Source organism: Massilia phyllosphaerae (assembly GCF_034659755.1).
Classification (GTDB): domain Bacteria; phylum Pseudomonadota; class Gammaproteobacteria; order Burkholderiales; family Burkholderiaceae_D; genus Telluria; species Telluria phyllosphaerae.
In genome coordinates this window covers 461,041-487,848 of sequence record NZ_JAXSQX010000004.1, presented here as the reverse complement: position 1 = coordinate 487,848, position 26,808 = coordinate 461,041, and the positions used below count along the sequence as shown (strand labels likewise).

Annotated in this window: 25 protein-coding genes and 1 other RNA gene; 11 read left to right on the top strand and 15 right to left on the bottom strand. The window is 65.2% G+C overall.

What is annotated here, in order from left to right; translation table 11 throughout:
• Positions 1-65 precede the first annotated feature (65 nt).
• From U1H99_RS17945 to nhaR, 3 genes are all read right to left on the bottom strand, one after another.
• Positions 66-827 (bottom strand): DUF6597 domain-containing transcriptional factor, encoded by a 762-nt coding sequence (locus U1H99_RS17945; RefSeq protein ID WP_323143071.1) that lies wholly within the window; start codon positions 825-827, stop codon positions 66-68.
• Between the two features lie 175 nt (positions 828-1,002).
• Entirely contained in the window at positions 1,003-2,349 is a 1,347-nt protein-coding gene (locus U1H99_RS17940) for a hemolysin family protein (RefSeq protein WP_323143070.1), read from the bottom strand.
• Positions 2,350-2,404: 55 nt separating this feature from the next.
• The gene (nhaR, locus tag U1H99_RS17935; RefSeq protein WP_323143069.1) at positions 2,405-3,316 is read right to left on the bottom strand and encodes a transcriptional activator NhaR; all 912 of its coding nucleotides are present in this window, start codon (positions 3,314-3,316) and stop codon (positions 2,405-2,407) included.
• A gap of 132 nt (positions 3,317-3,448) precedes the next feature.
• Here nhaR and U1H99_RS17930 point away from each other — a divergent pair, with 132 nt between their 5' ends.
• The 4 genes from U1H99_RS17930 to U1H99_RS17915 all read left to right on the top strand — a co-directional run bounded on the left by U1H99_RS17930 (position 3,449) and on the right by U1H99_RS17915 (position 6,624).
• Entirely contained in the window at positions 3,449-4,519 is a 1,071-nt protein-coding gene (locus U1H99_RS17930) for a DUF475 domain-containing protein (RefSeq protein WP_323143068.1), read from the top strand.
• A gap of 155 nt (positions 4,520-4,674) precedes the next feature.
• Positions 4,675-5,250, top strand: a complete 576-nt coding sequence (locus U1H99_RS17925; protein WP_323143067.1) for a TerD family protein — start codon at positions 4,675-4,677, stop codon at positions 5,248-5,250.
• A gap of 61 nt (positions 5,251-5,311) precedes the next feature.
• Complete coding sequence (locus U1H99_RS17920; protein ID WP_323143066.1) at positions 5,312-6,007, top strand: TIGR00266 family protein; 696 nt, start codon at positions 5,312-5,314, stop codon at positions 6,005-6,007.
• 32 nt (positions 6,008-6,039) lie between these two features.
• Positions 6,040-6,624 (top strand): TerD family protein, encoded by a 585-nt coding sequence (locus U1H99_RS17915; RefSeq protein ID WP_323143065.1) that lies wholly within the window; start codon positions 6,040-6,042, stop codon positions 6,622-6,624.
• A 135-nt stretch (positions 6,625-6,759) separates the two neighbouring features.
• Here U1H99_RS17915 and U1H99_RS17910 read toward each other — a convergent pair whose 3' ends face one another.
• Positions 6,760-7,662 (bottom strand): LysR family transcriptional regulator, encoded by a 903-nt coding sequence (locus U1H99_RS17910; protein ID WP_323143064.1) that lies wholly within the window; start codon positions 7,660-7,662, stop codon positions 6,760-6,762.
• Between the two features lie 141 nt (positions 7,663-7,803).
• On the opposite strand from U1H99_RS17910, the gene U1H99_RS17905 reads away from it, so the two are divergent.
• Complete coding sequence (locus U1H99_RS17905) at positions 7,804-8,208, top strand: RidA family protein (RefSeq protein WP_323143063.1); 405 nt, start codon at positions 7,804-7,806, stop codon at positions 8,206-8,208.
• Between the two features lie 6 nt (positions 8,209-8,214).
• Here the strand turns inward: U1H99_RS17905 and ggt are convergent, their stop codons facing one another.
• Genes ggt through U1H99_RS17885 form a run of 4 tightly spaced genes read right to left on the bottom strand, consistent with a single transcriptional unit; the run spans position 8,215 to position 12,402 of the window.
• Positions 8,215-9,975 carry a gamma-glutamyltransferase gene (gene ggt / locus U1H99_RS17900; protein WP_323143062.1) on the bottom strand — a complete coding sequence of 587 codons (1,761 nt, stop codon included), beginning with the start codon at positions 9,973-9,975 and terminating at the stop codon, positions 8,215-8,217.
• Complete coding sequence (locus U1H99_RS17895) at positions 9,972-10,445, bottom strand: hypothetical protein (protein ID WP_323143061.1); 474 nt, start codon at positions 10,443-10,445, stop codon at positions 9,972-9,974. Before U1H99_RS17895 ends, ggt begins: the two co-directional genes overlap by 4 nt.
• 41 nt (positions 10,446-10,486) lie before the next feature.
• Complete coding sequence (locus U1H99_RS17890) at positions 10,487-11,965, bottom strand: MDR family MFS transporter (protein WP_323143060.1); 1,479 nt, start codon at positions 11,963-11,965, stop codon at positions 10,487-10,489.
• Complete coding sequence (locus U1H99_RS17885) at positions 11,962-12,402, bottom strand: MarR family winged helix-turn-helix transcriptional regulator (RefSeq protein ID WP_323143059.1); 441 nt, start codon at positions 12,400-12,402, stop codon at positions 11,962-11,964. The genes U1H99_RS17890 and U1H99_RS17885 overlap by 4 nt, the downstream gene beginning before the upstream one ends.
• Before the next feature lie 95 nt (positions 12,403-12,497).
• On the opposite strand from U1H99_RS17885, the gene U1H99_RS17880 reads away from it, so the two are divergent.
• Complete coding sequence (locus U1H99_RS17880) at positions 12,498-13,382, top strand: dienelactone hydrolase family protein (protein WP_323143058.1); 885 nt, start codon at positions 12,498-12,500, stop codon at positions 13,380-13,382.
• A 192-nt stretch (positions 13,383-13,574) separates the two neighbouring features.
• Here U1H99_RS17880 and rpoH read toward each other — a convergent pair whose 3' ends face one another.
• From rpoH to ftsY, 4 genes are all read right to left on the bottom strand, one after another.
• Positions 13,575-14,465, bottom strand: a complete 891-nt coding sequence (gene rpoH / locus U1H99_RS17875; protein WP_141838509.1) for an RNA polymerase sigma factor RpoH — start codon at positions 14,463-14,465, stop codon at positions 13,575-13,577.
• Positions 14,466-14,927: 462 nt separating this feature from the next.
• Entirely contained in the window at positions 14,928-15,854 is a 927-nt protein-coding gene (gene ftsX / locus U1H99_RS17870; protein WP_323143057.1) for a permease-like cell division protein FtsX, read from the bottom strand.
• Complete coding sequence (locus U1H99_RS17865; protein ID WP_323143056.1) at positions 15,851-16,519, bottom strand: cell division ATP-binding protein FtsE; 669 nt, start codon at positions 16,517-16,519, stop codon at positions 15,851-15,853. The genes ftsX and U1H99_RS17865 overlap by 4 nt, the downstream gene beginning before the upstream one ends.
• Positions 16,520-16,527: 8 nt before the next feature.
• Entirely contained in the window at positions 16,528-17,751 is a 1,224-nt protein-coding gene (gene ftsY / locus U1H99_RS17860) for a signal recognition particle-docking protein FtsY (RefSeq protein WP_323143055.1), read from the bottom strand.
• A 279-nt stretch (positions 17,752-18,030) separates the two neighbouring features.
• On the opposite strand from ftsY, the gene U1H99_RS17855 reads away from it, so the two are divergent.
• The gene (locus U1H99_RS17855) at positions 18,031-18,252 is read left to right on the top strand and encodes a hypothetical protein (protein ID WP_323143054.1); all 222 of its coding nucleotides are present in this window, start codon (positions 18,031-18,033) and stop codon (positions 18,250-18,252) included.
• A 133-nt stretch (positions 18,253-18,385) separates the two neighbouring features.
• Here U1H99_RS17855 and U1H99_RS17850 read toward each other — a convergent pair whose 3' ends face one another.
• Positions 18,386-20,086, bottom strand: a complete 1,701-nt coding sequence (locus tag U1H99_RS17850; RefSeq protein ID WP_323143053.1) for a thiamine pyrophosphate-binding protein — start codon at positions 20,084-20,086, stop codon at positions 18,386-18,388.
• A gap of 225 nt (positions 20,087-20,311) precedes the next feature.
• Between U1H99_RS17850 and rnpB the strand changes: the two genes are divergently transcribed.
• The 3 genes from rnpB (at position 20,312) to U1H99_RS17835 (ending at position 22,780) form a co-directional block, all read left to right on the top strand.
• Positions 20,312-20,659, top strand: an RNA gene (rnpB, locus tag U1H99_RS17845) — RNase P RNA component class A.
• Positions 20,660-20,685: 26 nt separating this feature from the next.
• The gene (gene glpK, locus U1H99_RS17840; RefSeq protein WP_323143052.1) at positions 20,686-22,182 is read left to right on the top strand and encodes a glycerol kinase GlpK; all 1,497 of its coding nucleotides are present in this window, start codon (positions 20,686-20,688) and stop codon (positions 22,180-22,182) included.
• A 106-nt stretch (positions 22,183-22,288) separates the two neighbouring features.
• Positions 22,289-22,780, top strand: a complete 492-nt coding sequence (locus U1H99_RS17835) for a hypothetical protein (protein WP_323143051.1) — start codon at positions 22,289-22,291, stop codon at positions 22,778-22,780.
• Here the strand turns inward: U1H99_RS17835 and U1H99_RS17830 are convergent.
• Positions 22,764-23,453 carry a hypothetical protein gene (locus U1H99_RS17830; protein WP_323143050.1) on the bottom strand — a complete coding sequence of 230 codons (690 nt, stop codon included), beginning with the start codon at positions 23,451-23,453 and terminating at the stop codon, positions 22,764-22,766. The genes U1H99_RS17835 and U1H99_RS17830 overlap by 17 nt on opposite strands.
• 250 nt (positions 23,454-23,703) lie before the next feature.
• On the opposite strand from U1H99_RS17830, the gene U1H99_RS17825 reads away from it, so the two are divergent.
• Positions 23,704-25,356: an outer membrane protein assembly factor BamB family protein gene (locus tag U1H99_RS17825; RefSeq protein WP_323143049.1), complete on the top strand. Its 1,653-nt coding sequence runs from the start codon at positions 23,704-23,706 to the stop codon at positions 25,354-25,356.
• A gap of 56 nt (positions 25,357-25,412) precedes the next feature.
• On the opposite strand, the gene U1H99_RS17820 is transcribed toward U1H99_RS17825, so the two are convergent.
• Complete coding sequence (locus tag U1H99_RS17820; protein ID WP_323143048.1) at positions 25,413-26,372, bottom strand: AAA family ATPase; 960 nt, start codon at positions 26,370-26,372, stop codon at positions 25,413-25,415.
• Between the last annotated feature and the right edge of the window lie 436 nt (positions 26,373-26,808).

Below are 26,808 nucleotides of genomic sequence, written 5' to 3'. Positions count from 1 at the left end.
GTTGACGAGTAAAACCCCATGATGCCATCGCGCCGGGCCGGCGTATTGGAAAAATGGAAGCCGATTCAGGCCCGCGGGCGGGCGAAGCGTTCCGGCGTCTCGTCCGCGAACAGGCGGAATTCGTGGATCAGGTGCGACTGGTCGTAGTAGCCGCAATCGAGGGCAAGCCGGGTCCAGTCGACGGTGCCGGTTTCCGTGCGCAGCGCGGCGCCAGCGCGGCGGAAGCGGCTGACCATGGCGAAGGTCTTGGGCGCCAGGCCAACGCGTTCGCGGAACTGCAGCGCCAGGTGCTGGCGCGAGACGCCCAGCATGCGCGCCAGGTCGTCGATGCGGACGGCGCCGCCGGCCCGGTCGATCAGACCCACCGCGGCACGCGCCAGGCGATCGGCCGGACCGGGTTCCGCGGCGTGCAGGCGCGCCAGCAGCGCACGCTGGAGGATGGCCAGCCGCTGCGCCACCGTGCGCTCGCGCTCCCACAGGGCGGCGGCCAGCGCCTCGGCGTCGGCACGCGGCCACAGGTCGTCCAGCGCGGGATGGCCGTCCTGCAGCGCCTGCAGCGGCAGGCCGAAGAAGGCGCGCGCCGCGCCGGGCAGGAAGCGCACCGCCAGCGTCAGTGTCGGCTGCGCCATCTCGACCCGGTGCGCGCGCGACATCATGCCGGCCACGAAGCCGAGCGGGGCGCGGTCTTGCCAGAGGATGTCGATGCAGTTGTCGGGGAGGATGCGGTGGCGGACCGGGGCGGCGGCGGGAAGGGCACGGCTGGTCCAGAGGCAGGCGACGTGGGCAGCCAGGGCGGGGTGCGGGGGGAATTCCTGGTACAGGTGCATGGTGCCGAACCTCGCGTTACCTGTTTATTTTGATCCGTCGCCCCTGCGAAGGCAGGGGCCTAAGTTGGATGTGTAGCTGTGTCAAACGCCGGTGGCCTGCGATGAACTTGGGCCCCTGCCTGCGCAGGGGCGACGTTAATGATTGAGCGACGGTGCCTGGGCCAGCGGCTCCGAATCAATCCAGGTCATCCTCATCCGCCCCGCGCGCCAGCTGAGGAATCACCTTCACCAGCAGGATCCGCGGCCCGTTGGTCTTCTTGACCACCACGTCGAACTTCGGAAATTCGATGCGCTGGCCCTGCTTCGGAATGTCGCCCAGCTTCGCCATCAGGAGGCCGCCCACCGATTCCACCTCGTCCAGGCCCATCGCCTCGTTGTCGATGTCGATGCCGAGCACGCGTTCGAGCGAGACGATCGGCAGGCTGGCCTTGCCGATGTAGGTGCCGTCGCCCTGCTTGAGCCAGTCGTTTTCGTTGAGGCGGAATTCGTCGCGGATCTCGCCGACGATGGCGCCCAGCAGGTTGTCGAGCGTGATGAAGCCGACCGGGCGCTTGCCCTTTTCGCCGATCAGGGCGAAGTGCGGGGCGCCGGTGCGGAAGCGGCGGAACAGTTCGATCGCCGGGGTACGCGCCGAGATCATCTCGACCGGGCGCAGGTATTCGGTGAGGTCGGTGGTGTCCTTGCCGGCCTGTTCGGCGAAGAACAGGTCCTTCAGGTGGATCACGCCCAGCACTTCCTCGCCTTCCTCGTCGAAGTAGGGGTAGCGCGAGAAGCGGTTGCGGCGCATGGTGTCGAGGTTGTCCTCGAGCGAACGGCTGGCGTACAGGGCGCTGACCTCGTTGATCGGCCGCATCAGGTCGGCCACCGAGTGCTGGCTGAACTCGAGCGACTGGGCCAGGATGTGGCGCTCGTCGTGGGTGAATTTTTCGCCCGGCATGCTGGTGCCGGTGCGCAGGATCATCTTGAGTTCTTCGTTCGAGTAATGCGTTTCGTGTCCGCCCGCGCCGGACAGGCCCGCGATGCGCAGCACCAGGTTGGCGCTGGCGTTCAGCAGCCAGATCGCCGGGTACATCGCCCAATAAAAGCCGTACAGCGGCAGCGCGCTCCACAGGCCGACCTTTTCGGGGATGCGGATCGCCAGCGACTTCGGCGCCAGCTCGCCAACAACAATATGCAGGAACGAGATCACGCCAAAGGCGATCACGAAGGAGACGCCGTGGATCAGCTGTTCGTTGGTCACGCCGGCCAGCGCGAACAGCGGTTCCAGGATGCGCGCGAAGGCCGGTTCGCCAACCCAGCCCAGGCCCAGCGAGGCGAGGGTGATGCCGAGCTGGCAGGCGGACAGGTAGGCGTCGAGCTGGCTGTGGACCTTGTACAGGATGCGGCCGCGCAGGCCACCGGTTTTTGCGATCGCGCGGACGCGCGTCTTGCGCAGGGTGACGATACCGAATTCGGCCGCCACGAAGAAGCCGTTCAACGCCACCAGCACCAGCGCCAGAACGACGAATAATACGTTTTGCATAGATTAATAATTAACTAAAAGGCAATCCCTGTGCAGGCATTGTACAGCTTACCGTTCACCCCGCTCCAGGTTCACCTGTCTGGGCCGCCGCGAGGATGGCCTCGACGGCCGGATGCTTGATCTTGCGGTCGTTCGAGATCACGTAGAACTGTTCGCGCACGCTCGGCACCTTGCCGATGCGGACCGCGCCGAACTGTTGCTCGACCTCGGTGGCCAGGGCCGCCGGTGCGAAGAACAGGCCCAGGCCGCGCCGGCCGAAGGTATTCAGGAGGGCATTGTCCTCGAATTCACCGACGACGTCCGGCCGCACATGGTGCTGGACGAACCATTCGTCGATCTTGCCGCGCAAGGCATTATTACGTGCCGGTAGCAAAAAGGGCGCGCCGTTCAAATTCCCGGGGAAGCCGTCGCCGTCGTGGTAGCGCTCGGCCAGCGCAGGCGTGCCGACCACCACCATCTCGCTTTCGAACAACTGGTGGCTGAACACCTTCAAGGCGCTGCTGGCGCGCACCTCGCGGTCGGTCAGCACCACGTCCAGCTTGTGCAGGGCGAGGTCGGCCAGCAGCGCCTCGAACTGGTCTTCGTAGCAGACCAGGCGCACGGCCCGGTCCATCTGGGTCGCCGCTTCCAGCATGCGGTAGGCCGACAGCTTGGGCAGCGAGTCCGAGATACCCACCGTGAGGCGGATGCGGCCGCTGTCGGCCTCGTTCAGCGCTTCCTGCATCTGCTCGCCCAACAGGAAGATCTGGTCGGCGTAGTTCACCGCCACCCGGCCGGCCTCGGTCAGCACCAGGCGCCGGCCCTGCTGCGTGAACATGGCCTTGCCCAGAGTCTGCTCGAGCAGGGTCAGCTGTGAACTGATGGTTTGCACGGCCAGGCCGAGGCGCTCGGCGGCGCGCGTGATGCCGCCTTCCTTGGCCACGACCCAGAAGTAATACAGGTGGCGAAAATTGATGTCGGTCTTCATGGAAATAGGCTCGAACTCTTCAACTAGCAGGTTTTTACGAAGTAATTCTCACAGTATCTTCGCTTTTTCCTTTTGATGCTGATCTTTACACTGCGCCTTGTCAACAAAAACAAAAGAAGGGGTGAATCAAACATGAAGCATTTCAGAATTTCATTCATCGTGACGGCGCTATGCCTGGCAGTGGCCGGCTGGTGGGGTTACGAACATGGCGGCATGGGTGGCCTGGTCACGGCAGTAGGTATCGCCGCGATCCTGGCCGTGATGGAAGTCTCGCTGTCCTTCGACAATGCGGTGGTCAACGCCTCGGTACTGAAGACCTGGGATGAGTTCTGGAAAAAGCTGTTCCTCGGCGTCGGCATCATCGTCGCCGTGTTCGGTATGCGCCTGTTGTTCCCGCTGGTGATCGTCGCGGTGGCGGCCGACCTGGGCCTGGTGGACGTCTGGAACCTGGCGCTGGAAAACCCGAAAGCATACTCGCAGCACCTGACCAACCACCACGCTGAAGTGGCGGCCTTCGGCGGCATGTTCCTGCTGCTGGTGTTCCTGAACTTCCTGTTCGACGACGAGAAGGAACACCACTGGCTGGGCCATTTCGAAGCCAAGCTCGGCGCGCTGGGCAAGGTGTCCTCGATCTCGGTGATGATCGCGATCGGCGCCCTGATGGCCAGCCTGTCGCTGGTGACCGAAGCACAGAAGATGGTGGTGCTGATCTCGGGCCTGTGGGGCATCCTGATCTACGTCGGCGTGGACGTGCTGAGCAACCTGCTGGAAGGCTCGGAAGAGGGCGGCGGCGAGGTCGGCGAGATGGTCAAGCGCGGCGGTATCGGCGGCTTCCTGTACCTGGAAGTGCTGGATGCATCGTTCAGCTTCGACGGCGTGATCGGCGCGTTCGCCATCACCAACGACGTCGTGATCATCATGCTGGGCCTGGCGATCGGTGCAATGTTCGTGCGTTCGCTGACGGTGTACCTGGTGGACAAGGGCACGCTCGACCAGTACGTGTTCCTCGAGCATGGCGCCCACTATGCGATCGGTATCCTGGCGCTGATCATGTTGGCAAGCATGAAGTTCCATGTGCCTGAAATGATCACCGGCCTGGCAGGCGTGGCCTTCATCGGCGCCTCTGTGTGGTCCTCGATCCGCTACCGCAAGAAGCAGGCAGCGCTGGGGTTGGATAAAAAGGCAGTCGCCCACGTCGAATGATGTGGAGTGCGTAGGGTAGGCACCATGTGCCCACGCGGAAACAAGCGGTTCGCGAACGTTGGCGTGGGCACGGGGTGCCCACCCTACGCCGATCGGAACCGATAACTTCGAAACATGGTGGGCATGGAGTGCCCACCCTACAAGGAGAAACCATCATGGCAATCAGTCTGCAAAAAGGCGGTAACGTCAACCTGTCGAAAGAAGCGCCGGGCCTGTCGAGCCTGAAGCTGGGCCTGGGCTGGGACGTTCGCGCCACCGACGGCGCCGCATTCGACCTCGACGGCGTCGCCTTCCTGCTGAACCAGTCGGGCAAGGTGCGCTCGGATGCCGACTTCATCTTCTACAACAACGCCAAGTCGTCGGACGGCTCGGTCACCCACTCGGGCGACAACCGCACCGGCGAAGGCGAAGGCGACGACGAGACCCTGACCATCGACCTGAGCAAGGTCCCGGCCGATGTCGACCGCGTGGTGCTGGCAGTCACCATCCACGAAGGCGACACGCGCCGCCAGAACTTCGGCATGGTCGGCAAGGCGTTCATCCGCTGCATCAATGCCGCCAACAACAGCGAGATCGCCCGCTACGACCTGTCGGAAGACGGTTCGACCGAGTCGGCCATGATCTTCGGCGAGGTGTATCGTAACGGCGCGGACTGGAAGTTCCGTGCAGTCGGCCAGGGCTTCAACGGCGGCCTCGGCCCCCTCGCCAAGAACTACGGCGTGAACGTGTAACGAACCCTAGACGCCGCCCGTGCAGCCGTTGTGCGGGCGGTCACCGACAAAGGACTACCAAATGCCAGTATTTACCGTAACCGGGGATGTCGATCCCTTCCTGCACGTATCGATGAAGCGCGGCGAGACCATCTACTGCGAATCGGATGCGATGGTCATGATGGAATCGACGCTCGACCTCAAGGGCAAGATGAAGGGAGGACTGGGCAGCGCGCTGATGCGCACCTTCGCCAACGGCGAATCCTTCTTCCAGCAGCACATCGAGGCGACCCGCGGCGACGGCGACTGCCTGCTGTCGCCGACCCTGCCGGGCGCGATGCAGGTGGTCGATTGCGGTCCGAGGCAATACATCATCAGCGACGGCGCCTTCGTGGCGGCCGCCTCCGGCGTCGACCTGAAGGTGCGCACCCAGAGCGTGGGCAATGCGCTGTTCGCCCAGAGCGGCGGCTTCTTCGTCACCGAGACCCAGGGTTCGGGCCAGGTGGTGGTGTCGGGCTTCGGTTCGATGAACGAACTGGAAGTCGAACCCGGCAAGGACGCGATCATCGACAACTCGCACGTGGTGGCCTGGGATTCGACCCTGCAGTACGAGGTATCGGTGACGACCGGCCAGAGCAGCGGCTTCCTCGGCAACCTGATCAACAGCCAGACTAGCGGCGAAGGCATCGTCCTGCGCTTCTCGGGTCGCGGCAAGATTTACGTCTGTTCGCGCAACCGCAACGCATTCAAGGCATGGATGCAGACGCCGGCGCGCTGAAGCAGGCACAACGAATATAGGAGTCAATCATCATGAGCGTCAATTTACAGAAGGGTCAGAAAATCTCGCTGGAGAAGGAAGCCGGCGGCGCGCTGTCGCGCGTGACGATGGGCCTGGGCTGGGACGTCGCCAAGAGCAAGGGCTTCTTCGGCTTCGGCGGCGGCAAGGGCGAAGCGGTCGACCTGGACGCGTCCGTCGTGCTGTTCGACGAGAGCAACCGCCCGGTCGACGTGGTCTGGTTCCGTCAGCTGAAAAGCCGTGACGGCAGCATCGTCCACACCGGTGACAACCGCACCGGTGCCGGCGATGGCGACGACGAGCAGATCGTGGTCGACCTGAACGCGGTACCACCGAGCGTGAAGTCGCTGGTGTTCACGGTCAACAGCTTCACCGGCCAGAATTTCTCGACCGTCGCCAACGCCTTCTGCCGCATCATTAACGCCGGCAACCAGCAGGAAATCGCGCGCTACGACCTGTCGGTGCAGGGCACGCACACGGCCCAGATCATGGCCAAGCTGTACCGCCACAACGGCGAATGGAAGATGCACGCGATCGGCGAGAACGGCAGCGGCCGCACCTTCGACGACCTGATGCCGCAGATCGTGCCGCATCTGTAACCGCTCTACAGAATGACAGCGCGCGCCCCCTGAAGCGCGCCTGACGACAGATCACGCGGACTCCCCGGTCCGCGCGATTGGGTGCTTGGGACCCAAACTTTAACGGCTCTGCTTGCAGAGCCGTCTTTTTTTGCTTTATCCGCGCCCTGCCATCAGCTCGGTCATCCAATCCATGAAGACCCGTAACCTGGCGCTGACGTAGCGGTTCAGCGGGAAGGCGACGTACATCGGCATGGGATCGATGCGCCAGCCGTCGAACAAGGGCAGCAGTTCGCCGCGTTCGACGTGCGGGCCGGCCATGTAGTCCGGCAGCCACAGCACGCCCAGGCCGGCCAGGCCGCCGGCCAGATAGCCGTTGCCGTCGTCGATGGAGAGAAGATGGTGCCCCTGCACATCGACTTGCTCGCCGTCGCGGTGCATCCGGATGGGATAGGTCTTTCCGGTCCTGGCCGACAGGAAGCCGACAATGTGGTGGCGGGCATCTTCCAGGTCGCGCGGGTGGGCAGGCGTCCCGGCACGTGCCAGGTAGCCGGGCGCCGCATAGACCCCGAGCGCCAGGTCACCCAGGTGCCGGGCCTGCAGGAACTGTTCCTTGAGTTCGCCGCCGCGCACCACACAATCGACGTTCTCGCCGATCAGGTCGACCATGCGGTCGCTGGCGCCCACGTCCAGCCGGATACCGGGATACCTGGCGAAAAAGGCGGGCAGGGCCGGCACCAGGACCATGCGTGCGAAAGGACTGGGCACATCCACCCTCAGTGTGCCCGTGGGTAGGCTGGATGCGCCGGGCAGGCCGGTTTCGGCGTCGTCCAGGTCGGACAGCAGGCGGACGACGCGCTCGTAGTAGACGGCGCCGTCGGCCGTCACGTTCAGCCTGCGCGTGGTGCGGTTCAGCAGCCGTACACGCAGCCTGGCTTCGAGTTGCTGTATCAGCTGCGTCACGCTGGTCCTGCTCATGTGCAGGGTCTCCGCCGCCTTGGTGAAGCTGCCTGCCTCGACGACCCGTACAAATGCCCGCATTGCATCGAAACGATCCATGTATGCCCCAAGCGTCTTGAATTGTTTGGATTATACAAACAGTCATGACGTGGTTTGCCTGTTTATCAGGCAACTGCAAGCAGATAAAGTCGTGTCGATAGCGATATCACTCCATTCGACCGACTCCAATGAAAGCGAACCATGATAAAGCGCGACATCGTATTTCCGCCTGGACGGCAGGCCTTGTATGAGAAAAACCGCTATTCGCCGGCCATCCGGTCCAACGGCTTCCTGTTCGTATCGGGGCAGGTTGGCAGCCGCGAGGACGGTTCCCCCGAGCCCGACCTGGAAGCGCAGGTCAGGCTGGCGTTCGACAACCTGAATGGCATCCTGCGCGCGGCGGGCGGCAGTTTCGCGGACGTCGTCGACGTCACCGTGTTCATCGTCGATCCGCCGTCCCGCTTCGAGACGATCTGGAAAGTGGCGTCCGACTACTGGGGCGAAGCGCCCCATCCGACGCTGACGGGCATCGGGGTGACCTGGCTGTATGGTTTCCAGTTCGAGATCAAGGTGATCGCCAGGATCCCGGAAGGCAGCGTCGGATGACCCGGCTCAGTGCGGCCGCTTCTGCACCAGCGCCGTCCCGATCCCGTGGCGGCGCACCTCGCTCACCGCCGTCACCGTGCCGTCCGGGTTGAACACGATCGCGTTCGCCGCCCCGATCTCCTCGGGCGGCGGGCTGGCTTCCCACTTGTGGCCGAACGCTTCCAGCGCTTTCGCCTGGGCGCTGCCGGTAAAGCCCGGCTCGACCGAGGTTTCCTTGGCGTTCCGCTGCGACAGGCGCGGCGCGTCGATCGCCTGGTCCATCGGCATGCCGAGGTCGATGTAGTTGACGATGGCCTGCAGCACGGTGGTGATGATGGTGGCGCCGCCTGGGCTACCGATGGTAAACGCCGGCTTGCCGTCCTTCAGCACGATGGTCGGCGCCATGCTGCTGCGCGGACGCTTGCCGGCTTCGGGGATGTTGGGCGCCGGGCCGGTGAAGTCGAAGTCGGTCATCTCGTTGTTCAGCAGGAAGCCGTAGCCCGGCACCACGATGCCGCTGCCGCCCCAGGATTCGATGGTGAAGGTGTAGGAGACAATGTTGCCTTCCTTGTCCGATACCGTGAAGTGGGTGGTGTGCAGGCCTTCCTGCTGGATCACGCCCTGGCGCGGGCGCAGCGGGAAGCTCTGGTCGTTCTCATATAAAAAGGCGTCGCCGGCCGCGACCACGGCGGCGGCCTTGTCGGCGCGGATCAGCGAACGGCGCTGGGCCGCGAATTGCTTGGACAGCATGCCGTCCACCGGTGCGTCGACGTATTCGGGGTCGGCCAGGTAGGCGTTACGGTCGGCAAAGGCCAGGCGCGAGGCTTCCAGGTACAGGTGTTCGACGTTCGCGCGGGGCATCGACTTCAGGTCGTAGCCCTCCAGGATGTTGAGCGCCTCGGCCACCGCGATGCCGCCGCTGCTGGGCAGGGGCATGCCGTAGATGTCGTAGCCGCGGTAGGTCGAGCGGATCGGCTGGCGGATGCGCGCCTCGTAGTTGGCGAGGTCGGCCAGCGTCATGTTCCCGGTGCGTACCGAGACGCCGGCGGCGAGCGGCGGGCGGTTGACGGCGTCGACGATGGCCTGCGCCAGCGGCCCCTGGTAAAAGGCTTTGTAGCCCTTGGCGCCGAGCTCGCGGTAGGTCTTGGCCAGGTCCGGATTCTTCAGCACGGTGCCGGCCGGGACCGCCTTGCCGTTTTTCAGGTAGAGCTGGCTGGTGCTGGTGAACTGCTGGAATTTCTTTTCATTGTCGGCCACCAGGTGATTGAAGGTGTCGCTCACCGTAAAGCCCTTGGTGGCCACGCTGATGGCCGGCGCCAGCACCTGTTTCAGGGACATGGTGCCGTAGCGTTCCAGCGCTTCGTGCCAGCCGCGCACCGTGCCCGGCACGCCGACCGAGGCGCCGCTGGCGACCGCGGTGTCGAAGTCGATCGGCTTGCCGTTTTCCATGAACACCGACGGGCTGAAGGCGGCCGGGGCGGTCTCGCGGTGGTCGACCGTGACCACGCGCTTGTCTTTTGCCAGGTAGATCACCATGAAGCCGCCGCCGCCGATGCCGCAGCTGAACGGATCGGTGACGCCGAGCGTCGCGGCGGCGGCCACCGCGGCGTCGATCGCATTGCCGCCCTTGTTGAGGATGGCGATTGCCGATTCCGACGCCTTTTCGCTGATGGTGGCGACAGCGCCGCCGGTGCCGGTCGAGACCGGGGTCTTGGCGAAGGCAAGGGGAGGCGGCAGTACGATCGACAGGATCAGGGCGCCGGCGAGCGCTTTGGTGGATGTGGTCATGGGCGGGAAGGTGAGTGGGGAGTCGTCGGGGCAGTGATTGTCAGCGTCACCGGCATCAGGTCGGCCGTCCTGGCCGCGCCGGCGCGCGCCGCCGGGACGCTGCCCAGGTCGAGGGCGACGTGCGCGCCGTGCAGGGCGGCCGGCGTGGCGACCGGCTGGTCGGGACCGAGGGTGAATTCTTCGCTGCCGTCGCGGTCTTGCAGGATGAAGCGGAAAGCCAGGCGGCCGGCCCAGATGCAGCGCACGTTGGCGGGACAGCGGCTGTCGCTGAAGCTGTCGTAGGTGAGCGTCACGCCGCGCGCCAGGTCGAGGCGCTGGCGCGGCTGCAGCACGTAGGTGGCATCGTGGACCGGCGCCGCCGCGCAGCCGGCCAGGGCCAGCACGGCGGCGGCGCCCAGCCTCTGCATCCAACCCTGCGGTAAAGACCGGTACGGCGTCATCGGACCATCCATGTGATTGCGTCCGTTCATGATAGCAAAGTCGTCAGCCGGCCCGCATCCGGCTGGACGGGTCATTTCTTGTCGGCCGGCGGCAGCTTTACTTCGGGCAGGAACAGCAGCGCCACCAGCCCCACCAGCACGATCACGGTGCCGGCGCCGAAGATGTTGGCGATGGCATGGCGGTAGACCGCCTGCATGGCCGGATCGAGCGTCACGCCAGTGCCGGCGCTGGCCGCCGCCGCGATGCCGTGCGCATGCAGCTGGTGTGCCAGGATCGCGCCCGAGCCGGTCACGCCCAGCAGGCCGCCGAGCGAGCGGAAGAAGGTCAGCATTGCGGTGCCGACGCCGCGCCGCGCCACCGGCAGCGCATACTGGACCACGATGGTCATGTTCGGCATCACCAGGCCCAAACCGGCGCCGAGCATGAAGATCGCCGGTTCGATTACCCAGTAGCCCTGGCCGCTGTCCATGCCCCAGGCCAGCACGCCGAACGCGAGCACCGCCACCACCAGGCCCCCGACCTGCACCTGCTTGTACTGGTTGGATTGCGCCAGCACCCTGCCGTTGAGGGTCGAGGCGATGATCATCCCGACCATCATCGGCACCGTCAGCATGCCGGAATGGGCCGGGCTGCTGTTCATGACCAGCTGGAAGAACAGCGGGAAGAACACGCTGGCGCCCATCAGGCCCATGAAGGTCAGTGCCATCACCAGGCTGGCAATGTTGAACACGCGGTTGGCGAACAGGTCCGGCGGCAGCACCGGCTCGGCCGCGCGGCGCAGGTGGAGCACCAGCCAGGTCCCCAGCACCACGGCCAGGGCGGCGCAGACCTTGATCTGGGGCGCGTCCCATGGCCATTCGGTGCCGCCCAGCGCCAGCACCAGCAGCAGCGAGACGATGGCGCCGGTCAGCAGGACCGAGCCCAGGTAATCGATGCGATGCGCCTGGGTACGCACCGGCTTTCTGAGCGAGCGCGCGATCGACCAGAACGCGAAGGCGCCGACCGGCAGGTTGATGAAGAAGATCCAGTGCCAGGACAGGAAATCGGTCATCACGCCGCCCAGCACCGGCCCCAGGATGCTGGTGATCGCGAACACGATCGCGATCGACCCCTGGCGCTTGGCGCGCTCCTGCGGCGGCACCAGGTCGCCGATGATGATCTGGGCCAGGGGCATGAAGCCGCCCGAGCCGATGCCCTGGATCGCGCGGAACACGATCAGCTGCGTCATGTCCTGGGCCAGGCCGCACAGCACCGAGCCCACCAGGAAGGTCGCCAGCGCGGTGAAGATCATCGGCCGCCGGCCGTACTGGTCGGCCAGCTTGCCGTACAGCGGCATGGTGGCGGTCGAGGCCAGCACGTAGGCGGTGACGACCCAGGACAAATGGGCCATGCCGCCGAGGTCGCCGACGATGCGGGGCAGGGCGGTGGCGACGATGCTCTGGTCGAGCGCGCCGAGGCCGAGCACGGCCATCAGGGCGAAGTAGACGGCGCGGATTTCGCGCTCGGTGACCGGGGCGGCGGGGGTGTCGAGTTGCGCGTTCTGTGTCATGGCTGGGCGATGAGAGTGAGCGGTTCGATGGCGGCGGCAAGCTGCCGCAGTTGTTCCGGGGACAGGCGGGCGACGCGCTGCGACAGCCAGTCCATGCGTTGGGCATGCATCTGGTCGAGGCGGGCCTGGCCCTCGGGGGTGAGCTGGAGGCCGCTGCGGCGCCGGTCCTGGGGATCGGGGGCGGCGCGTGCCAGCAGCCCGGCCAGTTCCAGCGCCTTGACCTGGGCGCTCATGGTCGGATTGCGCACCTGCTGCATGCGCGCCAGCTCGGCCACGCCGATGCCGGGACGCTCGCCGACGCTGTGCAGCAGCATCGTTTGCAGCAGCGACAGGCCGCTGTCCTGGCGCTCGGCGTCGCGGCGCATGGCGCGCATCAGGCCCTTCAAGGCGCTGCGCAGATCTTCGGAGAGTTGCGCGGGGTTTGGATCGGTGGACATATGTATGAGTTAGGTAGGCTACCTAACTATATTAGATCAGGATGGCCTGACCCGGCAAGAGAGCGTATGCTGTCGAACAAACAACGGAGCCCACGATGACCCGACTGACTGCTGACGATTTCGACCCCGAAGTCCTGAAACTCTTCGACGGCTATGTGCACGGCCAATTGTCGCGCCGCGATTTCCTGTCGCGCGCCGGACGCTACGCCGTCGGCGGCGCCACCGCCGCCACCTTGCTGGCGCAATTGTCGCCTTCGTTCGCGGCGCCGCTGGTGGCAGCGCTCGATGCGCGCCTGAAGACCAGCTACCAGGAATATCCGTCGCCGCAGGGCTATGGCAAGCTGCGCGGTTACCTCGCCATGCCGGCGGATGCCAAGGGCAAGTTGCCCGCAGTGCTGGTGGTACACGAGAACCGTGGCTTGAATCCGCACATCGAGGACGTCACGCGCCGCCTGGCGCTCGAGGGTTTCATCGCCTTTGCGCCGGATGCGCTGTTTCCGCTGGGCGGCTATCCGGGCGACGAGGACAAGGCGCGCGCGCTGTTCCCGAAGCTGGACCAGGCCAAGACCCGTGCCGATTTCGTGGCTGCGGCCCAACTTCTGAAGACGCTGCCCCAGGCCAGCGGCAAGGTCGGTGTGGTCGGCTTCTGCTATGGCGGCGGCATCGCGAATTATCTCGCCACCCAGTTGCCGGACCTGGCGGCCGCGGTGCCGTTCTACGGCGCCCAGCCGGCCGCGGCAGACGTCCCGCGCATCAAGGCACCGCTGCTGATCCACGACGCCGCCAAGGACGAACGCATCCTGGCCGGCTGGCCCGCCTACGAAGCCGCGCTGAAGGCCAACAGCATCGCCTACCAGCACTTCGTCTACGCCGGGACCGAGCACGGTTTCAACAACGACACCACGCCGCGCTACGACGAAGCGGCCGCCAAGCTGGCCTGGAGCCGCACCGTCGCCTTCTTCAAGGACAAGCTGGCCTGATCACAAACCAATTCGGGGTCAGAGCAGATTCTGGATGCCGTAGTGTCCGGGCAATTCGCCGCCGATGGCTACGAGACGAAGCGGTAGCGGCCAATGACGATTGTGCTCTGACCCCGGATTGTGCTCTGACCCCGAATTGAAGAAAAAATAAAAGGCACCCTGGGGTGCCTTTTCGTTTGCTGGGGAGCCGGGTTAGACGTAAGCGGCGAGGGCCGTTTTCATCTTTTTCAGCGCGGCGGTCTCGATCTGGCGGATACGCTCGGCCGACACGCCGAACTCTTCGGCTAGCGTGTGCAGGGTAGCACCGGAACCATCATCGTTGGCCAGCCAGCGCGCTTCCACGATGCGACGCGAACGCGGGTCCAGTTTACCCAGGGCCGTTTCCAGGCCTTCCGACTGCAGGCGCACCACCTCTTCGGCTTCGAGCACCTTGGTCGGCTCTTGCTGGTCCGACGACAGGTAGGCGATCGGCGAGAACTTGTCGTCTTCGTCGTCGGTCGGCGCTTCCAGCGCGATGTCGCGGCCCGACAGGCGGGTTTCCATTTCGACCACTTCTTCGCGCTTTACGTCGAGCATCTTGGCCAGGTCGGCAACTTGCTGCGGCGACATGGCGTCGAGACCCTGCTTGTTGCTGCGCAGGTTGAAGAACAGTTTGCGCTGTGCCTTGGTCGTCGCGACCTTCACCAGGCGCCAGTTCTTCAAGATGTATTCGTGCATCTCGGCCTTGATCCAGTGCATTGCGTACGACACGAGGCGCACGCCCTGGTTCGGATCGAAACGTTTGACTGCCTTCATCAGGCCGATGTTGCCTTCCTGGATCAGGTCGGCGTGCGGGAGGCCGTAGCCCAGGTAGCCGCGCGCGATCGACACCACCAGGCGCAGGTGAGACATCACCAGCTTCTGTGCGGCATCCAGATCATTGGCATCGCGCAGACTTTTGGCCAGCGAGACCTCTTCTTCGTGGGTCAGCATTGGCAGACGGTTCACCGCCGAGATGTAGGCGTCGATATTGCCGAGGTTGCCGTTAAAACCGAGTCCCAGAGCACGGCTGCCAGCAGGAACCAATGCGGATTGTGCGGACATAGTCATTTCCCTTTACAGTGAGCTGTACTGCATCATCAATCTGCCATACACCGTACCCCGAAGGCGTAACAGCATGGCTTGTTACGGGATGCGAGACGTTGTGCTATCGAGCCACCAAACGTCATGTACGGACACTATATTAGCACTCTCTTGAAGTGAGTGCTAGAAGCCTCCATGTTCCCGATGACGCCTTTAAGTTTCACTAAAGTGTTGCTTTTAGGAATCTAGTTGCGCTGTGTTTCAACTGTAGGGCAGAGATGAGCGGTGCAGTTGATTTAATTCAAACGTGACTCATATATCGTTTGATTTTCGTTAAATACAGGGTAGGGGACGCGTGCTTAGCGTTCTGTTGGATGGCGCACTTAGGGGTGTAGGCGGATGCCTCGCGTCCGCCGCAGGTTTGACTGGCCAACAGCGGACGAGTTAGCAGAACAGCAAGCTCGAGCGAGCTTGCAGGAAACGTTATTTCAGGCGCGCCAGGTGCCGCTGCACCGATAGCATCGCCCCGACCAGGCCCAGTGCGGCGCTGATCGCCAGCAAGCCGACAATGCCCAGCGCCGGCAGCGCCGTCAGCTGGAAGTCCGACGCGTACAGGCGCGCAAACTCGCCGACGGCCGTGTTGAGCGGGCGCAGCGCCAATGCCACCGCACCCAGGGCCACGGCGCCGGCGCACACGCCGAGCAGGGCGCCGGTGTAGTAGAACGGGCGGTGGATGAAGTTGTCGGTGGCGCCGAGCAGCTTCGAGACGGCGATCTCTTCGCGCTGGGTCAGTACCTGCAGGCGGACGGTGTTGAACACCACCGCGATCACCACCACGCCCAATGTCAGGGCCAGCAGCAGCAGCGCCAGGCGCAGCACGCCGAGCAGGGCGGCCAGGCGCTTGACCCAGGCCGAATCAACCTGCACCGAATCGACGCCCGGGAGCTGGCGCATGTGATCGGCCAGCAGGTCCACGCGCGCCGCCTCGGCGGTGCTGGTTGCCGCAAAACCGTCCAGCTTCATCACATAGCTGTCGGGCAGCGGATTGTCGCCCAGCGTGGCGATGACGTCGTCGAGGCCGCTCTTTTCCTTCAGGGCGTCCAGTGCCTGCTCGCGCGGCACGAAGTTGATCTTCGCATGGTTGCCGGCCAGCAGCTGCTGCAGCTGCGGCGCCAGCGCCTGGGCATCCTCGCGCGCCACGCCGGGCTTCATGAACAGGCTGATCTCGGGATCGACCGCCAGCTGTTCGGACAGCGGACGCACGTTGTCGAGCAGGGTCACGCCGGCGAAGGGCAGGGCCAGCGCCACCGCCACCACCAGCACGTTGAACAGGAAGCTGCCGGGCGACTTGCGCACGGTGGCGAGCGCCGCGACGAAGGCGAAGCGGTGCTGGCGGAACCAGATATTCATGCGCCACCTCCGATGCCGTCCATCACGTGCCCATGCTCGAGGCGAATCACGCGCGCGCCGCTGTCGAGGATCTGCTCGTCATGGCTCGAGATCACGCAGGTCACGCCGGCAGAGTGAAAGGCGTGCAGGGCGTCGATCACCTTGTCGGCCGCGGCGCGGTCGAGGTTGGCGGTTGGCTCGTCGGCCAGGATGATCTGCGGGCGGTTGACGATCGCGCGCGCGATCGCCACGCGCTGCTGTTCGCCGCCCGACAGTTCCATCGGCAGCGCGCGGACGCGATCGAGCAGGCCGACCTTGTCGAGCGCCGCGCGCGCGCGTTCCGCCGCCTGCGCCTTGGGCGCGCCGGTGACGATCAGCGGCAGCATCACGTTGGCCAGCAGGTTGCGGTCGTTGAGCAGGCGCTGGTGCTGGAAGATCAGGCCCAGGTTGCGCCGCAGGAAAGGCACGCCGGCCTTTTTCAGCTTGCCGATGTCCTGGCCGTTGACGGTCACGCGGCCCGAGGTCGGGCGCTCGATCGCGGCCACCATCTTCATCAGCGTCGATTTACCGGCGCCGGACGGGCCGGCCAGGTAGACCAGCTCGCCCCTGGCGATGTTCAGCGTGACGTCGGACAGGGCCAGGGCGTCGGCCGAATATTTCTTGGAGACGGACAGGAATTCAATCATTCTCGAGCTTACCCCAGCAGCGCCTCGGCGAATTCGTCGGCGCTGAAGGGCTGCAAGTCCTCCAGCTTCTCGCCGACGCCGATGAAGTACACCGGCACCGGACGGGTACGCGCGATCGCGGCCAGGATGCCGCCCTTGGCGGTGCCGTCCAGCTTGGTGATCACGAGGCCGGTCAGCTGCAGCGCATCGTCGAAGGCTTTCACTTGCGCCAGCGCGTTCTGGCCGGTATTGCCGTCGATCACCAGCAGCAGTTCGTGCGGGGCGTCCTCCATGCCCTTGCCGATGACGCGCTTGATCTTCTTCAGCTCTTCCATCAGGTGCAGCTGGGTCGGCAGGCGGCCGGCGGTGTCGACCATGACGACGTCGACGCCGCGCGCCTTGCCCGACTGTACCGCATCGAAGGCGACCGCGGCCGGATCGCCCGACTGCTGCGAAATCACGGTGACGTTGTTGCGCTGGCCCCAGACCATCAGCTGCTCGCGCGCGGCGGCGCGGAAGGTGTCGCCGGCGGCCAGCAGCACCGATTGGTCGAAACTCTGCATGTGCTTGGCCAGCTTGCCGATGGTGGTGGTCTTGCCGGCGCCGTTGACGCCCGCGATCATCATTACGAGCGGCTCGTGGCGGCCCAGTTCCAGCGGCTTTTCGAGCGGACGCATCAGGTCGACCAGGAGTTCCTTCAACGCGCCCTTGACGGCGGCGGCATCCAGCAACTTGTCTTCCTTGACCTTGCGGCGCAGGTTGTCGAGCAGGTACTGGGTGGCATCCATGCCGGCGTCCGACATCAGCAGTGCCGATTCCAGCTCCTCGTACAGGTCTTCGTCGATGCGCGCGCCGACGAACAGCAGCGACAGGTTGTTCGAGGTCTTGGCCAGGCCCGCCTTCAGGCGCGTCATCCAGGATTTTTTCTTTTCCGCCTCGTTGCCCGGCCGCTCGGCGGTCTCGGGGAACAGCTGGCCTTCGTAGGCGTTGGACAGCAGCGCGGCGTCCTGGGCGATCTTTGCGGCGATCGGGTCGACATTGGTGGCGTCGCGCGCCGGTGGCGATTCCGGCGCGGGCGGCACTTCCGGAACAGCTTCGGGCACCGGCACCGGGACTGCGTCGCGGTTGCCGAACAGGCGGCTCAGGAAGCCCGGCTGTTCCGCGGTCTCGGCCGGCTCGGCGGCGGGCGCGGCGGACTCGAGCGGCGCCGCGCTCTCTGCTTCAGGCTTTTTCTTTTTAAAGAAACTAAACATGTGTGTGTTGGGAGGGAACTGCATGCCATGCCCGCGCGGCGGACATGTGGAAAAGGGTCGCGCGTATTCTACCAGAGCGAGCAAGTGTTGCTTCGTACGTGCTGACTGGAAGGCAAGCTCAGTGCTCACAAAATGGTCAGCTGGGCTGTGCGGAACGAAGCAATCCGTAGCGCGGATGATGCTCAGCAGTTTGCAGGCTCGAGCAGGTCTGGCAAAACGACGGCGACTGCGCTAGCTTGTGAGCGTGCACAAGAAGGGTGCTTCATCCAGGGGGTGGCCATGATGATTTCCCGAATCCTCAAGCGCCTTCTGGCCGGGGACAATGCCCTGAAAGGCAGCGGGGCGCTGCTGGGCAGGATCGTCGGCTGGCTGTTCATTGCGCTGGTCGCGCTGTTCCTGACGCAGCCGTCCGGCGGGCCGTTCAGTGCGCCGGGGATGCAGGTGCCCTGGCCGGCGGAGTTGGGGTCGAATGGGGGGCTGTTGGGCAATCCGGGCGGTTGACATGGCCGCGCTGTTCCTGCAGCGCCCACAGCGCGAAACGTCGCCCCTGTGAAGGCAGGGGTCCAAGATTCAGCGCTATCGAAAGACCGGCAGCTTGGGCCCCTGCCTTCGCAGGGGCGACGTGGATGAAACTTTACTTTGCCTTCGCCGCTTCCGCATTCTTCCGCATCGTCTCCAGCGTCGCCCCCGGCGTGATCAGATTGCCGTCGTAGCGCAGCTCGATCACGAACGGCAGCTTGCACGTCGTCGTGAACTCGACCGCCCGCGCCAGTGCCGGCGCGAACTCCGCTGTAGCTTCCACGACCTCGCCCTGGCCGCCATACGCCTGCGCCAGCGCCGCGAAGTCCGGATTGTGCAGCTGCGTGCCCGACACCCGGCCCGGATACGTGCGCTCCTGGTGCATGCGGATAGTGCCGAACATGCCGTTATTAAAGACGATCAGGATCACGCCGGCGCCGTATTGCACGGCGGTCGCCAGTTCCTGCCCGGTCATCATGTATTCGCCGTCGCCGGCAAAGGCGACCACGGTGCGTTCCGGGGCGACGATCTTGGCGCCGACGGCGGAGGGCACCGCGTAACCCATCGCGCCGCTGGTCGGGGCCAGCTGGGTGCGCATCGCGCCGTAGCGCCAGAAGCGGTGCGCCCAGGTGGCGTAGTTGCCGGCGCCGTTGGTGATGATGGTGTCGCGCGGCAGGGCCGTTTGCAGGTCCTGCACCACCTGCCACAGGTCCAGCGGCGCCTGTCCATCCTTGAAGATCGGCGGCTGCTGCTGCCAGGCGCCCATTTCGGCCTTGGCCTCGGCGACCGTGTGGCGCCATGCCGATGCGTCGACCGGTTCCATCGCCGCCAGCATCGCGCAGGCTTGCGCGGCGCCGCTGGCGATCATCAGTTCGGCCTGGTAGACGCTGCCCAGTTCTTCCGGATCCGGGTGGATGTGCACCAGGCGCTGCCGCGGCACCGGCGATTCGAGCAGCGAATACCCGCTGGTGGTCATCTCGCCCAGGCGCGGGCCGATCGCGATCAATACGTCGGCTTCCTTCACACGCGCGGCGAGTGTCGGGTTGATGCCGATGCCGACGTCGCCCACGTAGTGCGGATGATCGTTGTCCAGCAGGTCCTGGAAGCGGAAGGCGCAGGCCACCGGCAGCGCGTTGGCTTCGGCAAAGCTGACCAGGTCGGCGCAGGCTTGCACGTTCCAGGTGCCGCCGCCAAGCAGCACCAGCGGTTTCTTGGCGCCAGCCAGCATGGTGCGCAACTGCGCGATCTGGGCGGCGGCGGGCGCGGCCTGCACCGGCTGGTAGGCGCGGGTGTCGGCGACTTGCGCCTGGGTCACCAGCATGTCTTCGGGCAGGGCCAGCACCACCGGTCCGGGGCGGCCGCTGGTAGCGATTTGAAAAGCGCGCGCGATGTATTCGGGGACGCGCTCGGCGCGGTCGATCTGCGCCACCCACTTCGCCATCTGGCCGTACATGCGGCGGTAATCCACTTCCTGGAAGGCTTCTCGGTCCATGAAGTCGCCGCCGACCTGGCCGATGAACAGGATCATCGGCGTCGAGTCCTGGAATGCGGTGTGCACGCCGATCGAGGCGTTGGTCGCCCCCGGCCCGCGCGTGACGAAGCAGATGCCGGGCTTGCCGGTCAGCTTGCCGTAGGCCTCGGCCATGAACGCCGCGCCACCCTCCTGGCGGTTGATGACGAAGCGGATGTCCGAATCGTGCAGCGCGTCGAGCACGTCGAGATAGCTTTCGCCGGGGACGCCGAAGGCGGTGTCCACGCCGTGGACCTGGAGCGCGTCGACCAGGATCTGGCCGCCGCTGCGGGAGGGGTGCGTCATGGTGAGGTCATCCTTATCGAAGAGGCATGCGGCATTCTATGCGAGCGCCGCGGCGGCGGCTTTTGAAATGGCGACACGAAATGTCAGAAATGGCAGCAAAGCACGCCACCGGGGTCAGAGCCCGATTTTTGGCAATGGCCTTATATACATTTCCAGAATTTGGGCTCTGACCCCGGTTTGATGTTGCTTAAGTTTGGGGCGGCGATCGGTTACAATACTGCCCGTGAAGCAGGCCAGACAGCCGCTGGTCCACGCCGCAAGGTCGTGGGCGGGAGGAAGGTCCGGACTCCATAGAGCAGGGTGACGGTTAACGGCCGTCCGCCGAAAGCCGGGCGCAAGCCAGGTATAAGGCGAGGAATAGGGCCACAGAGACGAGCGTATTCAGTTACGGTGAAACGCGGTAACCTCCACCTGGAGCAATTCCAAATAGGCACGCGTTGAGGTTGCTCGCGGAGCGTGCGGGTAGGAAGCTTGAGCGCCGGAGTAATTCGGCGCCTAGAGGAATGGCTGTCATAGGGGCGTCCCGCAAGGGAGACCACTACACAGAATCCGGCCTATCGGCCTGCTTTACACATAATTCATAGCGGTCGGAGACGATGATGAGCCTTTACATCCTTGCCCTCGACCAGGGCACCACCAGCTCGCGTGCCATCCTGTTCGACCGCCAGGGCCAGGTCATGGCGCTCGCCCAGCAGGAATATCCCCAGCATTTCCCCCAGCCCGGCTGGGTCGAGCACGATCCGCTCGACATCTGGCACACCCAGCTCGCCTGCGCGCGCGAAGTGCTGCAGCAGAGCGGCACCGGCGCCGGCGAGGTCGCCGCCATCGGCATCGCCAACCAGCGCGAGACGACGGTGGTGTGGGACCGTCGCAGCGGCGAACCGCTGTGTCACGCCATCGTCTGGCAGGACCGCCGCACCGCTAAACGCTGCGACGCACTGCGCGCCGCCGGCCACGCCGCCCTCATCCAGCGCAAGACCGGCCTCGAGCTCGACGCCTATTTTTCCGCGACCAAGCTCGAATGGCTGCTCACCAACGTGCCCGGCGCCCGCGTGCGCGCCGAGCGCGGCGAACTGGCCTTTGGCACCGTCGACAGCTGGCTCGTCTATAAACTGTGCGGGCGCCACGTCACCGACGCCGGCAACGCCGCCCGCACCATGCTCTTCAATATCAACAGCCTGCGCTGGGACGACGAATTGCTGGACCTGTTCGGCATCCCGGCCTCGATGCTGCCCGAAGTCGTGGCCAGCAGCGGCGAGGTCGGCGTCACCGACGCCGCCTGGTTCGGCCGTCCGATCCCGATCGCGGGCATCGCCGGCGACCAGCAGGCCGCCACCTTCGGCCAGGCCTGCCACCGCCGCGGCATGGTCAAGAATACCTACGGCACCGGCTGCTTCATGCTGATGCACGCCGGCGACGCGCCGCCGCGCTCGCACAACCGCCTGCTGGCCACGGTGGGCTGGACGGTCGGCACGCGCACCGACTATCTGTTGGAAGGCAGCGTGTTCATGGGCGGCGCCACGGTCCAGTGGCTGCGCGACGGCCTCGGCATCATCAAGCAGTCGGCCGACGTCGAAGCGCTGGCCCTGTCCGTGCCCGACAGCGGCGGGGTGATGCTGGTGCCGGCCTTTACGGGCCTCGGCGCGCCGCACTGGGACGCCTACGCGCGTGGCACCATCGTCGGCATGACGCGCGGGACCAGCGCCGCCCACATCGCGCGCGCCGCGGTCGAAGCCATCGCCTACCAGAGCGCCGAACTGCTGGCCGCAATGCAGAAGGATGCCGACTGCGCCGTGCACGAAGTGCGGGCCGATGGCGGCGCCGCCCGCAACGACCTCTTGATGCAGTTCCAGGCCGACCTGCTCGGCGTGCCGGTGGTGCGGCCGCAGGTGACCGAGACCACGGCGCTGGGCGCGGCCTACCTGGCCGGGCTGGCGGTCGGGTTCTGGGCTTCAAGCGAGGAAATCGCCGCGCAGTGGCGCGCCGAGCGCCTCTTCGAACCGCGCATGCCGGCTGCGCGGCGGGAGGAACTGATGGCACGCTGGGCGCGCGCGGTGGCGCATGCGCGCGCGTGGGCGCTGCCGGAACAGCACTGAGGAACACCTACGGTTCAGCCGTGCGGCTATCCAGGACGAGAATCGGGCACAATCGTCGAAGTTGACAATTTTGCACGTAGGACTGGAGCTGCCTTTGAAACTGCTGATGGGTTTTTTCGCATTCGCGCACGGTGTTCTCGCCGTATTGTTCGTCCTGATCTCGATCCTGCTGACCTGGCTCGGTATCCACACCGGCTGGCAAGGCGTTGGCGCCGATCCGTCGGAAGGCGCCGAGCAGGCCATCGAAGCGATCGGCCTGCTGGCCATCGCCGTGGTCTCGCTGCAGATCGCCCAGACCATCACCGAGGAAGAGGTGGTGCGGGACGCCCACATCAGCGCCCCGACGCGGGTGCGCCGCTACCTGTCGCGCTTCATGGTCGTGGTCGTGGTGGCGCTGTCGATCGAAGGCCTGGTCGGCATCTTCAAGGCCCTGCACGAAGAGCCGGAGCTGCTGCCGCATGCCGCGGCGGTGCTGGTCTCGGCCGGCCTGCTGCTGGCCGGCTGGGGCGTGTTCATCCGCTTCAACAAGGAAGCCGAGCTGCTGGAGCCGGAAGCGATGAAGGATGCCAAGAGCGAGGACGTCAAGCTGGAAGAGTGATGCCGCCCGCGGCCGAGCGGCCCAGCGCAAACCCGCGCAGCCGCTCCAGCTGGACGGCGTCCAGGCAGCGGAACGGGATCGGCACCGCGCCGCGCTCGAACAGCACCAGGTAGCCGCGGCTGTAGCTGCGTACGCCTTTGACCTCATCCCAGCCACGCCGGCATTCCCCGGCTTTCGAGCGACGCGCGATGACCGTCCGGTCGATCGTGAAATCGCACACCGGCATGCGTCGCTTTTTCAGCAGGAAAAAGGGCGTGGCCAGCAGCACGACCCAGAAACCGACGGTGCCGGGCAGGCTGCCGAAGGCCAGTGCCGCGGCCGCCAGCAGCAGCCCGCTCATCCAGCCGGATGCGTCGGCCAGCAGGGCGGCCAGCGCCAGCACGCAGGCCGCCGTCCCCAATGCCAGCGGCACCAGCACGCGGCGGCGGCGCACTTCCGGCACGGCATGGCGCAGCAGGAAGCCGGTGTGCTCGCGCACCATGCTCAGATATTCTCCCAAGGTGTAGGCCACGCTGAAGCGGATCGACAGATCGTCCGGCGGCGGCGCGACGCGGCTGGCGTCTGGCATGTCGACCGTCAGTTCGGTAGAGGCGAAGGATTTGCGCTGCTGCTGCACGATCTGCATCGCTACTTCCTTGCGATGCGGGGGCTGGGGATGGCCACTGCCGAACATGATGCACCTCCGCTGATGAGTTGGGCGGCAGGTGGGGACAGAGTTTCGGATTGCAAGCATGAATCACGATGGAGCGGACCGGCAAGGAAGACAGCGACACCGATCTGTTTTATGGAAACAAATGTGGATTTTGTGACAATTCGAGAGTTTGTAAAGATGCCATCAATGGCATGATCCCGCTTTCGATTTTCGATCAATCCGCACGCTTGCCGTGCACATGAACGGCCGCGGCATGCGGTCATGAGGAAGCATGAAAAATACAATCGGCCTGGTCACCCTGGGCATGATGCTGGCTGCCTGCGGTGGCGGCAGCGATGGCAACGGTAATACCGGTAACAACGGCAGCGTCGGCAGCGGCGGTACCACCCCGCCGGTCACGACCCCGCCGGTCGTGGTCACGCCCGAGGTCAAGGTGCTGTCGGGCACCGTCGTGCGCTATGCGGCGGAAGGCAGCGGCGTGGCATTCAACGTGCAGATCAAGCCGAACTTCACGCCGGCCGGCACCCTGTTCGTGACCGCCAGCGACAATGCCAGCGTGGTCAGCCCGGCGGTGGCCGTCACCGCGAACGCGGATGGCAGCTATGCTCTGGCACTGGCTACCATCAACAATGCGACGCGCGGCCACTACAGTGGCGACATCACGCTCAAGCTGTGCGCGGACCAGGCATGCGCCACGCCGCAGACGGTCGCGTCGGTGACCGTGCCCTACGACCTGAACGTCGTCGCCTACGGCACCGCCTGGCCGGGCGACAAGCTGACTACGCTCGCCCCGTGGGCCGACGTCCCGGACTGGAGCACCTTCCAGGGCAATCCCGCCCACACCGGCTACGTGCCGGTCGAGATCAAGCCGGAGCAGGTGCTGCCGCGCTGGAAGACCGGGGCGATCAGCCAGGCCCCCGTGTCGAGCTATGGCTATGGCTATACCGCAACGCTGACCGCCGCCAACGGCATCTTCTACGGCGCCGGCGACAACGTCCTCAAGGCGCGCAAGGAGCATGACGGCAGCCTGGTCTGGTCATACAGCGTCGCCGCGCTGGCCTACCCATCGGTTAACCCGCCGGCTGTCGCCAACGGCATCGTCTACATGGCGGCCGGGCAGCAGAACTCGAGCACCATGTTCGCCTTCGACGCCGCGACGGGCACCGTGAAGTTCAAGGCGCCGATGGGGTCGCAATGGGAAAACTACCTGGCGCCGGTGGCGCTGGACGACGCCGTGTACACCAATGCCGGTACCTACGGCGGCTTGTATGCGTTCAAGCCGACGGGTGACCAGCTGTTCTTCGCGGCCACGTCGCAGACCGCGATGTGGAGCCCGGCCCTGGATGCGACCACGGCCTATGTCTACAACGGCAATACGCTCAGCCTGCTGGACCGCAAGACCGGCACCGTGCAGAGCACGATCAGGGACGTCAATACCAGCTATTACGGCTACCAGTTGAACGGTGCCCCGGTGCTGGGCACGGGCGGTAACGTGTTCGCCGCCAATTACGGCAGCGCCGTCACGGGCAGCAGCGCCGGCAACGAACTGCTCAAGTTCAACACCGCCAAGGGCTTCATCGACTGGCGCATCAAGGGCAATTACCCGCTGACGCCGGCCTATGCCTCGGGCGTGGTGTACGCGCAGAACCTGTCGCCGTATCGCATCGAGGCGCGTGCGGAAGGCGACGGTGCCCTGCTGTGGTCGTGGGTGCCGGGTCCGGCGGCCGAGACGGGCTGGAGCGGCGAGCCGGTCGTGACCAAGAACCTGCTGTTCGTCAGCGCCGCCAAGGCCACCTACGCGATCGACCTGACAACGCACAAGGTCGTGTGGAGCTATCCGATGGCGGGCCGCCTGGCGCTGACCCGCAGCGGCATCCTGTATATCCAGAACCAGGAAGCGCTGGTGGCGTTCAACGTCAAGTAAGCGCCGCCGATGCGGGATCGGTGCGGGGCCGGGCGAGCAGGATCGCCCGGCCGCTTTCAAAACCCGATCCGCCCCTTGCCCGGCGTCGCCTTGATGGGCACATCGGCCGCCACCACGTGTTCGCGCCCTGCGGCCACCGCGTAGCCCAGCGCATCCAGCAGGGTCTTGCGCAGGTCGCGCGGCGACACCCCCGCCAGCTTGTCCAGCACCACATCCCCCAGCCGCGGGTCGAAGGCCGCCAGGTTCAATTCCCCCAGCAAGCCTGTATACATGCGCTGCGCGATCGCGGCCGCCTGTTCCAGCGTCGGCGCCGGCACTTCATAGATGGCCATGCGGTTCAGCAGCGGATGCGGAATCCCTTCGACCGAATTCGCGGTCAGCACCCAGAAGATCTGCGAGGCGTCGATGTCGACGTCGATGAATTCGTCGCGGAAGGCGCAGGCCGTCTCGGGTTCGAGCAGCTGGTACAGCGCCGCCAGCGGATCGGATTGGGTGGAGCCGCTTGCTTTTTCGACTTCGTCGAGCACGATCACCGGGTTGGCATACTCGCCGCGCACCAGGCGCTTGGCCACCTTGCCGCACTTGGCGCCACGCCAGCTGGCCGAGCTGCCGGTGATGACGAAGCCGGCCGACAGCGCGTTCATGCTGATCAGTTCGCAATCGGTCTGCATGGCGCGCGCCAGGCGCTTGGCGAAATGGGTCTTGCCGACGCCGGGGCCGCCCAGCAGCAGGATCTGCATCACGCCGGCGCCGCCGAAGGCCTTGTTGCCGGCGTAGGCCAGGCGCAGGTAGCGCGCCAGGTCGTCCAGCACTTCGTCGAAGTTCGGGCATTCCTCGAACAGCGGATCGAGGGCGTCGATGGAAGAGGGCGTGGTGACGAAGCGTTCGGCGCCGGTCTCGAGCATGCGTTCGTAGAAGACGTCGAGCTCGGGCGAGCGGCCGCGGTTGCGTTCGAGCGCACCCTGGACCTCGTGCAGGTCGTAGACGGGGCGGGTCCGGGCCAGGGCGATGCTCACAGTGTTCTCCTGCGGGTTGGTACGTGCTCACTTGCACGTGCCGGGGAAGAGGCGTTCTTCCGGCGGCACAGTTTCATCCTAACCCGCAGCGCATCGATCCGCAATTTTCAACCGTACAGTGCGCCACTGGTCCGGCACGGCAAAATCGGCTAACCAACGGTAGATGCTTGCGCGTAATCAACCATGAAACCCATGTGTGTAGATGAGGTGGCACATGCACTTAATTACCTAAGTACCTAATTTTGCTCAACATTTTTACATGAGCTAGTCTCAAGTAAGTGCGCTAAGTCATTGGTTTCATTGGCAATTTCCGTATTTTCCAAGCGTGAATTCGCTTGACCACGGACAACGCTTCACTTAAAGTGGGAAACGGTGGCAAAAAGTGCAGTTTTGTGGGAGATCGACCGGTCTTCCGCCCCCTAAAAAATAATCAGAC

Excerpts from the sequence above, each read along its gene's own strand:
- U1H99_RS17945 (WP_323143071.1), bottom strand. The coding sequence starts at position 827 with ATGCACCTGTACCAGGAATTCCCCCCGCACCCCGCCCTGGCTGCCCAC.
- U1H99_RS17940 (WP_323143070.1), bottom strand. The coding sequence starts at position 2,349 with ATGCAAAACGTATTATTCGTCGTTCTGGCGCTGGTGCTGGTGGCGTTG.
- nhaR (WP_323143069.1), bottom strand. The coding sequence starts at position 3,316 with ATGAAGACCGACATCAATTTTCGCCACCTGTATTACTTCTGGGTCGTG.
- U1H99_RS17930 (WP_323143068.1), top strand. The coding sequence starts at position 3,449 with ATGAAGCATTTCAGAATTTCATTCATCGTGACGGCGCTATGCCTGGCA.
- U1H99_RS17925 (WP_323143067.1), top strand. The coding sequence starts at position 4,675 with ATGGCAATCAGTCTGCAAAAAGGCGGTAACGTCAACCTGTCGAAAGAA.
- U1H99_RS17920 (WP_323143066.1), top strand. The coding sequence starts at position 5,312 with ATGCCAGTATTTACCGTAACCGGGGATGTCGATCCCTTCCTGCACGTA.
- U1H99_RS17915 (WP_323143065.1), top strand. The coding sequence starts at position 6,040 with ATGAGCGTCAATTTACAGAAGGGTCAGAAAATCTCGCTGGAGAAGGAA.
- U1H99_RS17910 (WP_323143064.1), bottom strand. The coding sequence starts at position 7,662 with ATGGATCGTTTCGATGCAATGCGGGCATTTGTACGGGTCGTCGAGGCA.
- U1H99_RS17905 (WP_323143063.1), top strand. The coding sequence starts at position 7,804 with ATGATAAAGCGCGACATCGTATTTCCGCCTGGACGGCAGGCCTTGTAT.
- ggt (WP_323143062.1), bottom strand. The coding sequence starts at position 9,975 with ATGACCACATCCACCAAAGCGCTCGCCGGCGCCCTGATCCTGTCGATC.
- U1H99_RS17895 (WP_323143061.1), bottom strand. The coding sequence starts at position 10,445 with ATGAACGGACGCAATCACATGGATGGTCCGATGACGCCGTACCGGTCT.
- U1H99_RS17890 (WP_323143060.1), bottom strand. The coding sequence starts at position 11,965 with ATGACACAGAACGCGCAACTCGACACCCCCGCCGCCCCGGTCACCGAG.
- U1H99_RS17885 (WP_323143059.1), bottom strand. The coding sequence starts at position 12,402 with ATGTCCACCGATCCAAACCCCGCGCAACTCTCCGAAGATCTGCGCAGC.
- U1H99_RS17880 (WP_323143058.1), top strand. The coding sequence starts at position 12,498 with ATGACCCGACTGACTGCTGACGATTTCGACCCCGAAGTCCTGAAACTC.
- rpoH (WP_141838509.1), bottom strand. The coding sequence starts at position 14,465 with ATGTCCGCACAATCCGCATTGGTTCCTGCTGGCAGCCGTGCTCTGGGA.
- ftsX (WP_323143057.1), bottom strand. The coding sequence starts at position 15,854 with ATGAATATCTGGTTCCGCCAGCACCGCTTCGCCTTCGTCGCGGCGCTC.
- U1H99_RS17865 (WP_323143056.1), bottom strand. The coding sequence starts at position 16,519 with ATGATTGAATTCCTGTCCGTCTCCAAGAAATATTCGGCCGACGCCCTG.
- ftsY (WP_323143055.1), bottom strand. The coding sequence starts at position 17,751 with ATGTTTAGTTTCTTTAAAAAGAAAAAGCCTGAAGCAGAGAGCGCGGCG.
- U1H99_RS17855 (WP_323143054.1), top strand. The coding sequence starts at position 18,031 with ATGATGATTTCCCGAATCCTCAAGCGCCTTCTGGCCGGGGACAATGCC.
- U1H99_RS17850 (WP_323143053.1), bottom strand. The coding sequence starts at position 20,086 with ATGACGCACCCCTCCCGCAGCGGCGGCCAGATCCTGGTCGACGCGCTC.
- glpK (WP_323143052.1), top strand. The coding sequence starts at position 20,686 with ATGAGCCTTTACATCCTTGCCCTCGACCAGGGCACCACCAGCTCGCGT.
- U1H99_RS17835 (WP_323143051.1), top strand. The coding sequence starts at position 22,289 with ATGGGTTTTTTCGCATTCGCGCACGGTGTTCTCGCCGTATTGTTCGTC.
- U1H99_RS17830 (WP_323143050.1), bottom strand. The coding sequence starts at position 23,453 with ATGTTCGGCAGTGGCCATCCCCAGCCCCCGCATCGCAAGGAAGTAGCG.
- U1H99_RS17825 (WP_323143049.1), top strand. The coding sequence starts at position 23,704 with ATGAAAAATACAATCGGCCTGGTCACCCTGGGCATGATGCTGGCTGCC.